The organism is Mycobacterium sp. MUNTM1 (genome assembly GCF_054660795.1).
The window spans coordinates 12,589-26,942 of record NZ_BAAGDE010000073.1 but is presented as its reverse complement, the minus strand read 5'-3'; the positions used below and the strand labels follow the sequence as shown (position 1 = coordinate 26,942).

At 68.3% G+C, this 14,354-nt stretch carries 14 protein-coding genes; 2 read left to right on the top strand and 12 right to left on the bottom strand.

The genetic code is table 11. The annotated features are described in order from the left end of the window. The 9 genes from ACYQ8K_RS27190 to ACYQ8K_RS27150 form a co-directional block, all read right to left on the bottom strand. Positions 1-865, bottom strand: an 865-nt coding sequence (locus tag ACYQ8K_RS27190; protein ID WP_459974021.1) for a phosphotransferase family protein, incomplete at its 3' end; no start/stop codon positions are given. Next, entirely contained in the window at positions 865-2,103 is a 1,239-nt protein-coding gene (locus ACYQ8K_RS27185) for an acyl-CoA dehydrogenase family protein (RefSeq protein WP_459974019.1), read from the bottom strand. The genes ACYQ8K_RS27185 and ACYQ8K_RS27190, both read right to left, overlap by 1 nt. Positions 2,104-2,111: 8 nt before the next feature. Next, a complete protein-coding gene (locus ACYQ8K_RS27180; RefSeq protein ID WP_459974017.1) occupies positions 2,112-2,777 on the bottom strand; it encodes a TetR/AcrR family transcriptional regulator in 666 nt (221 codons plus the stop codon). After that, a complete protein-coding gene (locus ACYQ8K_RS27175) occupies positions 2,777-3,679 on the bottom strand; it encodes a hydroxymethylglutaryl-CoA lyase (protein ID WP_459974015.1) in 903 nt (300 codons plus the stop codon). The genes ACYQ8K_RS27180 and ACYQ8K_RS27175 overlap by 1 nt, the downstream gene beginning before the upstream one ends. Beyond that, positions 3,676-4,932, bottom strand: coding sequence for a CaiB/BaiF CoA transferase family protein (locus ACYQ8K_RS27170; protein ID WP_459974013.1), 1,257 nt, complete (start codon positions 4,930-4,932; stop codon positions 3,676-3,678). The genes ACYQ8K_RS27175 and ACYQ8K_RS27170 overlap by 4 nt, the downstream gene beginning before the upstream one ends. Next, positions 4,929-6,140 (bottom strand): alpha/beta hydrolase family protein, encoded by a 1,212-nt coding sequence (locus tag ACYQ8K_RS27165; protein WP_459974012.1) that lies wholly within the window; start codon positions 6,138-6,140, stop codon positions 4,929-4,931. The genes ACYQ8K_RS27170 and ACYQ8K_RS27165 overlap by 4 nt, the downstream gene beginning before the upstream one ends. Next, positions 6,140-7,228, bottom strand: coding sequence for a homogentisate 1,2-dioxygenase (locus tag ACYQ8K_RS27160; RefSeq protein WP_459974010.1), 1,089 nt, complete (start codon positions 7,226-7,228; stop codon positions 6,140-6,142). Before ACYQ8K_RS27160 ends, ACYQ8K_RS27165 begins: the two co-directional genes overlap by 1 nt. A gap of 160 nt (positions 7,229-7,388) precedes the next feature. Then, positions 7,389-8,360, bottom strand: a complete 972-nt coding sequence (locus ACYQ8K_RS27155; RefSeq protein WP_459974008.1) for an NADPH:quinone oxidoreductase family protein — start codon at positions 8,358-8,360, stop codon at positions 7,389-7,391. Positions 8,361-8,382: 22 nt separating this feature from the next. Then, positions 8,383-9,381 (bottom strand): acrylyl-CoA reductase family protein, encoded by a 999-nt coding sequence (locus tag ACYQ8K_RS27150; RefSeq protein ID WP_459974006.1) that lies wholly within the window; start codon positions 9,379-9,381, stop codon positions 8,383-8,385. 22 nt (positions 9,382-9,403) lie between these two features. Here ACYQ8K_RS27150 and ACYQ8K_RS27145 point away from each other — a divergent pair, with 22 nt between their 5' ends. Further along, positions 9,404-10,261, top strand: coding sequence for an oxidoreductase (locus tag ACYQ8K_RS27145; RefSeq protein ID WP_459974004.1), 858 nt, complete (start codon positions 9,404-9,406; stop codon positions 10,259-10,261). Here ACYQ8K_RS27145 and ACYQ8K_RS27140 read toward each other — a convergent pair. From ACYQ8K_RS27140 to hisN, 3 genes are all read right to left on the bottom strand, one after another. Further along, positions 10,254-11,459 (bottom strand): acyl-CoA dehydrogenase family protein, encoded by a 1,206-nt coding sequence (locus tag ACYQ8K_RS27140; protein WP_459974002.1) that lies wholly within the window; start codon positions 11,457-11,459, stop codon positions 10,254-10,256. The two genes, ACYQ8K_RS27145 and ACYQ8K_RS27140, sit on opposite strands and share 8 nt — an antisense overlap. 32 nt (positions 11,460-11,491) lie before the next feature. Continuing rightward, entirely contained in the window at positions 11,492-12,895 is a 1,404-nt protein-coding gene (locus tag ACYQ8K_RS27135; RefSeq protein ID WP_459974000.1) for an acyl-CoA dehydrogenase family protein, read from the bottom strand. 86 nt (positions 12,896-12,981) lie between these two features. Continuing rightward, positions 12,982-13,773, bottom strand: coding sequence for a histidinol-phosphatase (gene hisN, locus ACYQ8K_RS27130; RefSeq protein ID WP_459973998.1), 792 nt, complete (start codon positions 13,771-13,773; stop codon positions 12,982-12,984). Between the two features lie 33 nt (positions 13,774-13,806). Between hisN and ACYQ8K_RS27125 the strand changes: the two genes are divergently transcribed. Next, positions 13,807-14,172, top strand: coding sequence for a hypothetical protein (locus ACYQ8K_RS27125; RefSeq protein ID WP_459973996.1), 366 nt, complete (start codon positions 13,807-13,809; stop codon positions 14,170-14,172). The last annotated feature ends 182 nt before the right edge of the window (positions 14,173-14,354 follow it).

Sequence of the window (14,354 nt, the reverse complement as noted above, 5' to 3'; positions counted from 1 at the left end):
CACCCCAGCGCAAGGTGGCCAGCACCAGCCACCAGTGAAACGCCACCCGGTCGACGGTAGTCGCGCTGGCCTGCTCGTAGGCGCGCAGGAAGCTTTCGACGCTGCCCAGGCCGCCCGCCCCGAGGCTGGCCGCGGCGCCGAATCGCCAGGCCCGGATGCAGAACCACGCCAGGTCTTCGTGGGCCTGCCCGACGTGTACCAGCTCCCAGTCCAGCACCGCGGCCAGGTTGGACCCGTCGACGATGAGGTTGCCCATCCGAAAGTCGCCGTGCACCAACACCGCCGGCGAGGGCGGGGGGCGGTGGGCGGCCAGCCAGCGGAACCCCCATTCGAATGTCGCGGTGGTGTCGCCCATGTCGTCGAGGCGCTGGCGCCATTCGGCGAGCTGGTCCTCGTGGTTCAGGTCCGGAATGTCCGTGTCGGCGCGGTGGATAGCGGCTATCGCCTGCGCGCATTGCTGCAGCAGTCGGGTACGGGAGGCGTGTCCGTCGGCGCCGTCGAGCTGACGCTGGATGCGGCGCACGATGGTCTCGCCCTTGATCTCGTCACAGATCAAATACGGATTGCCCAGTGCGGCAGGCGAATTGTCGGCGATCAGCACGTGTGGGACCGGCGCGCCGGCGGCCGCCGCGGCGGCCTGCGTCCTGGCTTCCAGCTCCATGCCGGCATGCACATCGTCGGGTGGGCCGGTGCGCAGGATCAGCGCACGACGCTGCGCGTTGATGACGGCGTCGAACGCCCAGGTGGTTCTGCTGGCGCCACCGGTGAGCGCGCGCAGGTTGTCGACCGCGGTGTCGGCGCCGATGGCCGCCGTGAGCACCCCGGCCAGTTTGGTGCGCAGTTCCGCCGACTCGTCGCTGTCCATCACTTCTTGCCGAATTTGAACAGTCGCTGCGCCACCCGGCGAATCTGAATTTCCTCTGCGCCCTCGGTGATCCGGTAGCGACGGTGATGGCGGTAGATGTGTTCGAACTGCTCGTGCCGGCTGTAACCGAGGCCGCCGTAGACCTGCATGGCGCGGTCGGCGGCGTCGCAGACCAGCCGGTTGGCGCGATAGTTCGCCATCGAGACCTTGTCGGAGACCTCCATGTGGTGGTCGCGGTCCAGGTGCCAGGCGGCATATTGCACCAGCAGCCGCACCATCTGCGCCTCGGTCTGCAGTTCGGCCAGCGGCCACTGCACGGCCTGGTTCACCGACAGCGGCTTGCCGAACACCTTTCGGCTCGCCGCGTATTCGGCGGCGCGGTCGATACAGTACTGGGCCGCGCCCAGGCTGCTCGCTGCCTGCCGAATCCGGTTCTCGTGCAGGAAGGTTTGTGCGACTTCGAGGCCGCGGTCCACCTCGCCGAGCACCGCGTCGGCGGGAATTCGAACATCGGTCAACTCGACTTCGCCGTGGTCGGTCGGCATGTTGAAGGTCCACCAGTAATAGGGCACGTTGAAGCCGGGCGAATCGGTGGGCACCAAAAACGCGGTGATGCCGAACGCGGCCCCCGGCTCGCCGGAGGTGCGCGCGAAGACCAGGTCGTGGGTTGCCCGGTGCACGCCGGTGTTGAACCGCTTGGAGCCGTTGATCACCCAGCTGTCGCCGTCGCGTTCGGCGCGCGTCTCCAGCCAGGTGGCATCCGATCCGTGTTGCGGCTCGGTCAGGCCGAACGCCATGGACCGCTCCCCGGTGATCAGCGCCTCCGACCACTCCTTTCGTTGCTCGTCGGTGCCGAACCGCTCCATCATGATCACCTGCGGGAAGTTCCCGACGATCGACGATTCGTTCTGCAGGTCGTTGTGCAGGCCAAGCCCCTTGTGCGCCAGGTGTTCCCGGATGACCGCCATGTCGACATTGCTGCCGTCGCGACCGCCCAGCGCGGCCGGCAGGCCGTAGCGCAGCCAGCCGGCCCTGTCGGCTCGGCGGCGCATCTCGGAGAGCAGATCCTCCCATTCGCGCGTCGGGATCCCGTCGTTGTCCCAATCGGTGCGCGCGTGCTCGCGGCGCTGGTCGAAGTACTGCATGTTGTCGCGTTCCAGCGGCTTGATCTCGGTCTCGATGAACTCGTCCATCTCGGCGAGCACGCCCGGGAGGTGCTCTGGCAGAGTGAAATCCACGTCTTCTCCTAAGATCTCCTGGGGCCGCCGTACAGGGTTTTCTTCCAGATGGTTGCCAAGGTCGCGATGGCGTCCTCGTCGCTGATCTCCCCGAGGCCCGCCGGCCCGGACGGTCCGACGAACACGGTAGTGAAGTTCTCGAACAGCAACGCGATGGCGGCCGCGGTGTGCTCGGGATGCAGCTCGGCGCCGTAGCCCTGATCCTGGGCGCGGCGCACCGAGGCCGCGACGAGATCCACTCCGAACCGCCGGAATTCGTTCTGTACGGCCGCGAAGCGCTGCTGGGTGGCGGCCAGCTGGGCCACGGCGATCATGATGCCGATGTTCTGCTTGAACATGTTCCAGTAGCCGGTGACCACCGAAGTAAAAAAGTTGTCGTCCTCGGTGGGGGCACCTCCCGCTTGCGGGGGAGAGTCCGGCAGGTGGACGCTGAGTCCCGACGGCGTGACGACCTCGTGCAGGAACGATTCCGCGAGCGCAGCCAGCAGGTCTTCCTTGTCGGTGAAGTACCGGTAGAACACCGCCGGCGATTTTCCCGCGGCCGACGTGATGTCGGCCAGGGTGGTGCCGTGAAAACCCCGTTCGGCGAACAGCTTTCGGGCCGCCTGCTCGATGGCCTGTCTGGTCTGGCGGCCTTTGGCGGTCAGCTCGCGGTTCGCCTCCGGGGCGGACATCAGTTCCGCATCCGGTCGCCGGCGCGCAGCAGGGCGCTCGGCAGGTCGTGTCCCACCACTGACTTCGCCACCCCGGCCGCGGCGATGGCGGCCTGCAGGTCGACGTCCACGTCGATGCCGCTGTCGCGCAGCAGGTAGACGAGATCCTCGGTGGCGATGTTGCCGGTGGCGCCCGGCGCGAAGGGGCAGCCACCCAGGCCGCCGACCGAGGCGTCCAGCCGGGTCACCCCGGAGCTGACCGCGGCGTAGGCGCTGGCCAGGCCGGAGCCGCGGGTGTTGTGGAAATGCCCGCCCAGCGGGAGGTCGCCGATCACCGGGTTCAGTTGTGCGATCAGCGATTTCACCCGGCCCGGGGTGGTGGTGCCGATGGTGTCGGCGATCGACAGGCGGTCGGCACCGCGGTCGCGGGCGGCCGCGGCGATCTCGAGCACCCGCTGGGGCGGGGTGGGGCCTTCGAACGGTGAGTCCCAGGCGGTGGCGATGACGACTTCGACGGTGACCGGGGGGCTGGGGCCGCCGTGCGCGATGGCGACGATCTCGTCGATCTGGTTGGTGGCCTCGGTGCTGGTGCGCCCGACGTTGGCCTTACTGAAGGTGTCGTCGGCGGCCACCACGTATTCGATGGAGCGCAGCCCCGCGGCGACGGCCCGCTTGGCGCCGTTAGGGCTGGCCACCAGGGCCGAGAATTCGATGTCGGGGTAGTTGTGCAGGTGGGCGGCCAGCTCGGCGGCATCGGCCATCGACGGCACCTTGGTGGGGGAGACGAACGCGGTGACCTCTACCTCGCGAACGCCGGTGGCCGCCACCGCGGCCAGCAGTTCAAGCTTGGCCGCCAACGGAATTGGCGCTTCGATCTGCAGGCCGTCGCGCAGCGCCACCTCACGAATCTGGACGTATGTCATAGCACCTCCTCGGCGCGCAGCCCGTCGAGCTCCTCGGCCGTCTTGCCCAGCAGCCCGATGAAGACGTCGTCGTTGTGCTGGCCCGGGCGTGCGGGGCCGGCGTTGCGGACCTGCCCCGGAGATTCCGAGAGCATCGGCACGATGCCCGGGCCCAACACGTTGCGCCCCACCCGCTCGTCGTAGTGCTCCACCAGCATGCCGCGCGCCCGTAGCTGCGGGTCGTTGACCACCTCGGCGACGGTGTTGATCGGCCCCGCGATCACGCCTGCGGCGGAGAGGGTTTCGATGATCTCGCCGGGCTGGCGTTCCGCGGCCCAGGCGCCGATGACGTTGTCGAGTTCGTCTTGATTGCGTCCCCGCGCGACATGCGTGGCGAACCGGTCGTCGGTGGCCAGTTCCGGTCGGCCCATCGCCTTGCACAGCCGGGCGAAGACGGTGTCCTGGTTGGCGGCGATCACCACCCACGAGCCGTCGGCACTGCGGTAGATGTTGGACGGGGCGATGCCCTCCAGCCTGGTGCCCGACGGCCCGCGCACCACCCCGCCGACGTCATAGTCGGGGATGGTGGATTCCTGTACGGCCAAGCATGATTCGGTCAGGGCGACGTCGACCACCTGCCCGCGCCCGGTGACGCCGCGCCGGTACAGCGCGGCCAGCGCACCCTGGGCGCCGAACATGCCGGCCAGGCTGTCGCCGAGCGAGAGCGCCAGCCGGGGCGGCGGACCGCCCGGAAAACCGTTGAGGTGGCGCAGCCCGCTGACCGCCTCGGCGACCGACGCGTAGCCGGCCTTGGTGGCGTCCGGTCCGGTCTGCCCGTAGCCGGACACCCGGACCAGGATGATGCCCGGATTGCGTTCGCTGAGCACGTCGTAACCCAGGTTCCACTTTTCCAGGGTGCCCGGACGGAAGTTCTCCACCACGATGTCGGACTTCTCGACGAGGTCACAGAACAGGGCCCGCCCACGGGGATGGCGCAGGTCGAGGGTGATCGCCCTCTTGTTGCGCGCGTGCACCGTCCAGAAGACATGCTGCCCGGCGAGTTCGGCCTGACCCCAGGTGCGCAGCGGGTCCGGGGCCTTGGGCAGTTCCACCTTGATGACGTCGGCGCCCATGTCGCCGAGCAGCCGCCCGGCGAAGGGCCCGGCGATCAGGGTGCCCAGTTCGAGCACCCGAACGCCGTCCAGGGGGCCGGTCACATCGATGCGCCGCTCCTCCTCATCGCTGCGCTCTGCATCGTCGCCGGCGGAAGTCATTCGGCGCTCGCGAAATCGTGCCGCACCAGCCAGTCCGTGACAATTGTGACCGCTGCCCGCAGCGCGTCGCGCTGGTCGGGGCCCGCGTAATAGTGTGTGGCACCGGGGATTTCGTGCATTTCCTTGTCCTCGTGTCCGATCGCCTGGAACAGCCGCCGGGTGTGGCTGGGCGTGCAGGCGTCGTCCGCCAGGTTACCGATCACCAGCGCGGGGATCGCGATGTCGGGTCCGCAGGCCACCGCGTCGCCGCGGGCGTCGTCGTAGCTCCACTGCGACAGCCAGCCGCGCAAGGTGGAGAACCGGGCCAGCCCGACCGGGCTCATGTTCACCACCTGAGGATCCCCCAGATAGCAGGTGCCGGGGACGCGTTCGTTGGGATCGACGGCCGGGTCCAGCCAGCGCGGGTCGGCCATGGTGCCGTGCACGACGAAACCGAACTCGGCAACATCTGCGTCGGGGCGCCCCGACGCCTTCAACGCGGCCAACTTGTCCTTGACCCACGCGGTGATGCGGCGGTTGCGGTCGATCTGCGCCTGCCGGTAGCGGTCCAGGAATTCTTGGCTGTAGGGCGGCTGATTGGGGTTGTCGGGGTTGTACAGGTCCAGCTCGGGATCGCGCTTGGTGGGATCGGATTCGTCGAGGATCGACGCGTCCAGCCATTCGGTCAGCGTGCCGTGCCGACTGATGTGGGCGGCCAGCAGCATGATGCCGTCGGCCGCGGGCAGGTCGAGCTTGGTCAGGTCGGGGCCGTCACCGGTCGGGCTGGAGGTGATGGTGGGATTCTGCGCCTGCTGCTGGTAGAACACCGACAGCGAACCGCCGCCGCTCCACCCCGCCAGCACCACCTTCTGGTAGCCCAGCCGCTTCTTGGCGTCCTTGATGCACTCGCCGAGATCCTCGACCACCTTCTCCATCAACAGCGCCGAGTCGGTGCCGCGGAAGCGGCTGTTGCAGTAGATGACGTGATGGCCGGCCCGCGCCAGCGCGTTGATCATCGGCAGGTAGGCGCCGCCGCCGATGGGGTGCATGAAGACCAGCACCGTGTCCGACGGCCTGTCCTTCGGCTTGAGTAGGTAGCTTTCCAGCACGGTGATCTCGGCCAGCCCTCCGTAGACGTCCCGCACCCCGGAATTGTTCTGGAAGGCAACGAGATAGGGGATCCGGTCGTACTCGAACTTCTTGGGTTTCGCGGCTTGCGCTTGCGTCATCAGTGTTGTCCTAGGTCGTGGGCCAGTACGTCTGCCGACGGGGTGAGCCGCCGGCGCGTGTCGATGGCGATCACCTGCCAGTCGACGCGGGAGTAGTCGTCGAATTTGCGGCGCGCACGTTCGCGGGCCTTCTCCGGTGCGCCGTGGTGAACGCCTTGCGGCGCATGGGAAATCAAACCGGGAGGCATCGGGATGCCGTACAACGAGCCGCCGTGGAAGAAGGCGATCTCGTCGTAGTCGACGTTGCGGTGATACCACGGTGTGCGTTCGGTGCCCGGGATCCCCTCGGCGGGCTTGGGCAGGAAGTTCATCACGTAGACGCCGGTGGCCTGCATGAAAAGGTGCACCGTCGGGGGCAGGTGGACACTGTCGGAGGTGACCACGTTGTAGTCGGCGATGTTGAACGTGAACGCGAAGTTGTCCCCGCGCCAGCCCTCGACGTCGAGCGGATTGTGTTGGTAGAACAGCGTTGTCGGGCCGCCCTCGTGGATGAGCCGAACCTCGAATTCGCCGTCGGCGTCGTCGACCGGCGCCGGCTCGGGGATGACGACCTGCGACGGGTCGAAGGGGAAGTGCCGGCCCAGCGCGCCGGGCGGCGGCACTCGGAACTCGTCGGTGGCCTCGATCATCAGCATCGTCGTTGCGCTGTCAGGCAAGTGGCGCCAGGTGCACGCCTTCGGGATGTACAGCCAGTCGCCCTCGCGGTAGCGCAGCGGTCCGAATTCGGTCTGGGCCAGGCCGCTGCCCTGATGCACGAAGCACAGCAGGTCGCCGTCGACGTGACGGACGAAGAACGGCATCGGCTCGTGGCGGCGGCTCAAGAGGATTCGGCAGTCGTCGTTGCTGAACATCAGCAGTGGTCCACCGTCGGCGGCGGTGGCGTCGCTGGGTTTGAGCTCGCTGGACAGCACGTCGATGGGCCGCAGCGGGCCGACCGACCGGTAGGCGGTGGGGTCGTGGCGCCGGTACAGGTTGGCGGTGCGACCGGTGAATCCGCCTCGGCCCAACTCGTCGTCCTTGAGGCCTTCGAGGTCGGCGTGCAGGCGGCGCGGCGTTCGGCCTTTTCGCAGGTGCACAAAGGATTCCATGGGTGACCCCCGGCTCGGGCGCGGACAAAACTGAAAGTGACATTACTTTCTCTTTTTGTGCCGCACAAGGGCTGTCGCGAGACATAATCCATTGCGCACCGCTGCGGCGTGTCCTCGCCGACGTTTATGTGTCGCGACCGAGGGGGCCGGGGCCAGGCTGCTAACCGCGAACGCGCAGCACGACCTTTCCCTTGGCGCTGCGGTTCTCCAGGGAGGCGACGGCGGTCCCGGCTTCTTCCAGCGGGTAGGTCACCGGCTCGGGCGGGGCCAGCTCCCCGGAGGTGAGCAATCGCTCGAGTCCGGCCCACTGCTCGTCCAGCGCGCCCGGATGCGTCCCCGCCCAGGCGCCCCAACCCACGCCGACCACGTCAACGTTGTTGAGCAGCAACCGGTTTACCTTGACGGTGGGAATCTCGCCGCCAGTGAACCCGACGACCAGCAGCCGCCCGCCCGGTGTCAGCGAGCGCAGCGAATCGGTGAACCGGTCGCCGCCGACCGGGTCGACGACGATGTCGACGCCACGACCGTGGGTCAGCTCCTTCACCGCGTCCTTGAATCCGTCGGCCAGCACCACATCCGTCGCGCCGGCGGCCGTCGCGATGTCGGCCTTGTCCTGCGTGCTGACCACGGCGATGGTCCGGGACGCGCCCAGCGCCGGCGCCAGCCGCAGCGCCGACGTCCCGATGCCTCCGGCCGCGCCGTGCACCAGAACCGTCTCGCCGCGCTGCAGCCGACCCCGCACGGCCAGCGCGAAGTACACCGTCAGGTCGTTGAACAGCAGGCCGGCGCCCGCCTCGAAGCTCACGTTGTCGGGCAGCTTGAACACCCGGTCCGGGGCCAGCACCGCGACCTCGGCCATGCCGCCGGACAGCATCGTCAGGCCGACGACCCGGTCGCCGGCGCGCACGTGCGCGCCTTCGGGGGCGGATCGGACCACGCCGGCGATCTCGGCGCCGAGCACGAACGGCAACTCCGGGCGGTATTGGTAGAGGCCCCGGGTGAGTAGGGCGTCCGGAAAGGCGACACCGGCGGCGTGCACGTCGACGACGACCCCGTCGCCCGACGGTTCGTCGATGTCGGTCAACTCGACCGCGTCCGGACCATCGAGCCGAGTCACCTGTACCGCGCGCATGCCAGCAGAGCCTACTGGCCGCTCAAAATCCGCCCGCGACCCGCACCACGGCCCGGCCGGAGAATTTGCCGGCCCGCACCCGATCGATCACACCGACGACGTCTTTCACGTCAACGTCGCTGACCAGCGCGTCGAGGTGGCGTGGCCGCAACGAATCGCCGAGCCGGGACCACAATTCGCGCCGCGGTCCAATCGGCATCAGCACCGAGTCCATGCCCAGCAACGCGACGCCGCGCAGGATGAAGGGCAGCACCGTGGTGTGCAGGGCCGGGCCCCCGGTGAGGCCGCTGGCCGCCACCGCGCCACCGTATTCGACGGTGCTGAGCACGTCGGCCAGCGTCGCGCCGCCCACACAGTCCACTGCGCCCGCCCAGCGTGCCTTGCCGAGGGGCCGTGGCTTGGCGTCGGGGTCGGCGGGCAGCCGGCCGATAACATCAGCGGCGCCAAGGGCTTTGAGCCGGTCGGTGGCCCCGGCTTTGCCGCTCGATGCGACGACCTGATAACCGGCGGCCGCCAGCAGGTCCACGCTGACCGAGCCGACGCCGCCGGTGGCCCCCGTGACGACGATGGGACCGGCGTCGGGCGTGATGCCCCAGTCGATCAGCGCCTGCACGCTCATCGCGGCGGTGAAGCCCGCCGTGCCGATGGCGGCGCCCTCGTGCGGGGTCAACGCTCCGAGCGCCACCACCTGGTCGGCCGGCAGGCGTGCGTATTCGGCGTAGCCGCCGTGGTGGCCGGTGCCGATCGCGTAGCCGTGCGCCAGTACCTGGTCGCCGACGGCGAAGTCGGCCGACGTCGACTCGACGACCTCTCCGGTCAGGTCGATGCCCGGGACCACCGGGTAGTCGCGCACCACGCCGCTACCTGGCGTCAGCGCCAGGGCGTCTTTGTAGTTGACGCTGGAATAGAGGACCCGGATGGTCACCTCGCCGGGTGGCAGGTCGGAGTGGCTCAGCGTCTCGACCGACGCGCTTATCCGGTCACCATCTTGGCGCGCGACGAGCGCGTGAAACGTGTCCATCCTTCGACGCTAACCTCACCGTATGGATCCCTTTCCACTCGGTGGGTTTTCGGTCAACCGCGTCGGCTTCGGGGCCATGCAGTTGCCCGGGCCGAACGCGTTCGGTCCGCCGCGCGACCGCGACGAGGCGCTGGCCGTGCTGCGCCGGGCGGTCGAGCTCGGCGTCAACCACATCGACACCTCGCAATTTTACGGACCCGACATCGCCAACGAGCTCATTCGCGCCGCGCTGCATCCCTATCCGCAGAACCTGGCACTGGTCAGCAAGGTCGGCGGGCGCCGCGGCGACAAGGGCGCCTGGCTGCCGGCCGGCGCGCCGGCCGAATTGAGTCGCGACATCGAAACGAACCTGCGCAGCCTCGGTGTCGAGCGACTGGCGGTGGTGAACCTGCGCCTGTTCGAAAGCGACGGCCCGGACCAGGAGTTCGACGACCAGCTCTCGGCCATGATCGAGGCCCGGGACCGGGGCTTGATCGGCGGAGTCGGGCTGAGCAACGTCAACCGCGAGCACCTGCTGCATGCCGTGGGGCGCACCGAGATCGCTTGTGTGCAAAACGCATTCAACTTGGTGCACCGGGAGTCGGCGCCGGTGCTCGAGGAATGCGAGGCGCGGGGGATTGCCTTCGTCCCGTTCTTCCCGCTCGGTGCGGCCTTCATACAGCCCAACCCGGTGCTCAGCCACCCGGTGGTCCAGGAGATCGCGCAGCGGCTGGGGCGCACACCGGCTCAGGTCGCGTTGGCGTGGACGCTCAGCGTGGCACCCAACGTGCTGCTGATCCCCGGTACCTCGTCGTTGAGCCATCTGGAAGAGAACATGGCCGTCGCGTCCATCGAATTGGACGACGAAGCCCGCGAGCGGCTGACCGCGATCGCTACTTGAGCTCGGAGGAGGACAGGCCCAGCAGGCGGCGGGCGACCACCAGCTGCTGAATCTGTTGCGTGCCCTCGAAGATGTCCAGGATCTTCGAGTCGCGCGCCCACTTCTCCAGCAGCAACTGCTCGGAATACCCTGCGGTGCCTGCCAATTCGACGGTCTTCAGCGTCACGTCGGTAGCCATCCGGCCGGCCTTGGCCTTACTCATCGACGCTTCTTTGGAGTTGGGAATCTTGTTGTCGGCCTGCCACGCCGCGCGCAGCGACAGCAGATAGGCGGCCTCCCAGTCGGCTTCCATCCGCAAGAACTCTGATGCCGCCGCGCTCTGCACGTGCGAGGGCTTGTCGTAGGAGATTTCCACGCCGGCCTCGGTGAGGATCTTGCGAATCTCCTCCAGCGCGGCGCGGCCGACGCCGACCGCCATCGCCGCAACGATGGGCCGGGTGTTGTCGAAGGTCTCCATCACTCCGGAAAAGCCCTTGCCCACCTCGATTTCGGGGTTGCCGAGCAGATTTTCCTTCGGGATGCGGGCGTTGTCGAACCGGATGACCGCGGTGTCGGAACCCTTGATGCCGAGCTTGTGCTCCAGTCGTTCGACCGTGACACCGGGGTGCTCGCGCGGCACGACGAACGACTTGATCGCCGCGCGGCCCTGTGACTTGTCGAGCGTCGCCCACACCACGATGTGGGTGGCGCGGGAGCCGGCGGTGACGAAGATCTTCTCGCCGTTGATCACGTACTCGTCGCCGTCCAGGGTGGCGGTCGTCGACACGGCCGCCGAGTCCGATCCGAAACCGGGCTCGGTGATGGCCATCGCCGCCCATACCTTGCCCAGGCGTTGCAGCTGCTCCTCGTTGGCGACGGCGGAGATGGCCGCGTTCCCCAGCCCCTGGTAGGGGACGGACAGCATCATCGCCAGGTCGCCCCAGCTGGCTTCCAGCGTCTGCAGCAGCGCGGCCATGTTGGCACCGTTGTGGTTCTTGTCCCGTTCTTCGTCCTCGCCGCCCAGGGCGTTGGCACCCGCGAATTCGATTGACTCCGAGGCCCCTTCGAAGAGACTGAACAGCGTGTCCAGCTCTACCGGGTAGGCGTGCTCCTTGAGGTCGTACTTGCGGGCGATCGGTCGCATCAACTCGGCGGCGCCCTGATGCGTCTTCGTCGTCACCGCTTGCATCTTGCGGGGAAGTTCCAGATTGATTGCCATGATTGAACTTTCAGTTCGGGTTGGATAACGACTTAGATGACGACGACGCCCTCGGCGACGCCGATGGCCCGCAGGTCGCGGTACCAGCGTTCGACCGGGTGCTCTTTCGTGTAGCCGTGGCCGCCGAGCAGCTGAACGCCGTCCAGGCCGATCTGCATGCCCTTGTCGGCGCCGAGTCGCTTGGCCAGGGCCGCCTCGCGGACGAACGGCAGGCCCTGCTCGGCCCGCGCGGCGCCGCGCCAGGTGATCAGCCGCAGCCCGTCCAATTCGATGGCGATGTTGGCGCACATGAAGGCCACCGCCTGCCGGTGAGCGATGGGCTCACCGAAGGCCTCGCGCTCCTTGACGTACGGAACGACGTAGTCGAGCACCGCGTGGGAGGTGCCGACCGTCAGCGCCGCCCAGCCCAAACGGGCCAGCGCGATCGCCTCGGAGTAGTCCTCGTCGGTCGCCTCGTCCTCACCAAGCCGGGCGCTGGGCGGCACCGTCACGCCGGACAGTTCCAGGTGGCCCAGGGCGGCCGCGCGAATCCCCATGCTCGGATCCGCTTTGACGGTAAGGCCTTTCGACGACGACTCGACGATGAACAGGGCCGGCTTGCCGTCCAGCTGTGCGCCGACGATGAACAGCTCGGCGTCGGCGGCGGCCGGGACCAACGACTTCACCCCGTCGAGGCGGTACCCGCTCGGGGTGCGCACCGCGGTGGTCTTCAGCCGGGTGGGGTCGAAGAGCGGCTGGGGCTCGGCGATGGCCACGCACGCCTGGGGCACGTTCTCGCCGGCGAACTCGGGCAGGTAGGTGGCCTGCTGATCCGCGCTGCCCCAGTGGGTCAGCGTGGAGGCCACGCCACCCGGCGCCAGCAGCGGCAGCGCAAGACCCATGTCGCCGTAGGCCAGCGCCTCGGCGACAAGCACATTGGTCACGCTGGACCGGTGCGCGGCGATGCCGTCGAAATCCTCGGGGATGTTGATCGCGGTGATGCCCAGTTCGGCGGCCTTGCTGATCAGTTCGTGCGGGTAGGTCGCCGCCTCGTCGGCGTCGTGCGCGGCGGGCCGCAGCACCTCCGCGGCGAATTCGTCGAGCGTCTCGACGATCATCTTCTGCTCGTCGTCGGGTGTCAGGTCGAAGTAGTCCTTGCCGCTGGACTTGAGCCGAGTCGGCCCGCCGCGCAGGTTTTGGATTCGCTTGAACTCGCGAGACGAAGTGGCGGCCGTGGAGAAGACGGTCTTCGTGCCATAGCGCAGGGCGCGGTTGAGCGGGTCACGCAGTTGGTACTTGTCCAGGAACTCCTGCCCGACGAGCGGGGTGATCAGCGCGATCGCGATGTCGACGCCGGTGCGTTTGTGTGGTTGCAGCCCGACCGCGGATTTGTGGTCGCGCCGTTTGACGCGCGAGCGGGCGGATTTTGAAGTCTGTTCGGAACCGGAACCGGTCATTTTTCAGCAGCCTCAGGTCGATGGGCAATGCGGTTCTTTCCGATCTTACTCCGGAGTAAGATCAGAGAGAACACTTGTTAACTAATTCACACCGGCGGGGCCGAGAGGCTGCCGAGCACCTGCTGTTGCAGCAGGCCGTTGGTGGCCACGGCGCTGCCGTGATGGGGCCCCGCGGTGCCGTCCAACGCGGTCAGGACCCCGCCCGCTTCACGCACCAGGATGTCGAGCGCCGCGAGGTCCCACACCGACACTTCCGGTTCGGCGGCGATGTCGACCGCGCCTTCGGCGAGCAGGCAGTAGGACAGAAAGTCGCCGAAGGCGCGCACCCGCCACACCGCGTCGGTCAGCGCGATGAATCGGTCCCGCACGCCGAGCTGCGCCCACCCGGACAGGCTTGAGAACGACAGGCTGGCCGAATCCAGTTGTGCCACTGAGGAAACCGAGAGACGACGCGGGGGTGCGCCGTTGACCGTGACGAAGGCGCCCTCGGTGTGCGCGGCCCACCACCGGCGCTGCAGTGCCGGGGCGCTGACGACGCCGACGACGGGGACACCGTCTTCCAGCAGCGCGATCAGGGTGGCCCACACCGGCACCCCGCGCACGAAGTTCTTGGTGCCGTCGATCGGGTCGATGATCCATTGACGCCCGGTGAAGGTGGTGTCGCCGCCGAATTCTTCGCCGACGATGCTGTCGTCCGGCCGTTCGTGCCCGAGGGCCTCGCGCAGTTCGGTTTCCACCGCGCGATCGGCGTCGGTCACCGGCGTCAGGTCGGGTTTGGTGTCGATGCGCAGGTCCAGCGCGCCGAAGCGGCCGGACGTCAACGTGTCTGCGCGGTCGGCCAGCGTGAGCGCCAGCGCCAGATCGCCGGTGCGATTCATGACGCAGTCTTATCACGGACCTACCATGGCCACGTGTGGGAATTCGGACTGCTGCTCCTGCTGGTGGCGATCTTGGGGGTGTTCCTCGTTCAGCGGTTCGTCCCGCGCGGCCCCCGCGGCGAGCTGCTGAGCGGCACCCTGCTGGTGACGGGGATAAGCCCCCGGCCCGACGCCACCGGCGAGCAGTTCGTGACCATCGCCGGCGTGATCAACGGGCCCACCGTCAACGAGCACGCCGTGTATCAGCGCATGGCCGTGGACGTGAATCAATGGCCGACCATCGGCCAGCTGTTCCCGGTGGTCTATTCGCCGAAGAATCCCGACAACTGGAAGTTCGCTCCCGCGGCACCGCCGGCTGCGCCCGGGCCGCCTGAGTCGCCGCAGCCGCCGGCGAGCTGAGCTTCCGTCAACCGGCCGCGGGTGGACGCGTCATCACCGTGATCCGCCTGCCGTAGCGGGGGACCACCAGCGTCGCCCGCCTCGCCGTGGGGCCCCGGGGGGCCGGGGGGGCCGGCCCCCGCGCCATACAGGTGGTTGGGGGGCCGCTGAGCGGCGGGGGCCCCGGGGGGGGGCCCCGAAAG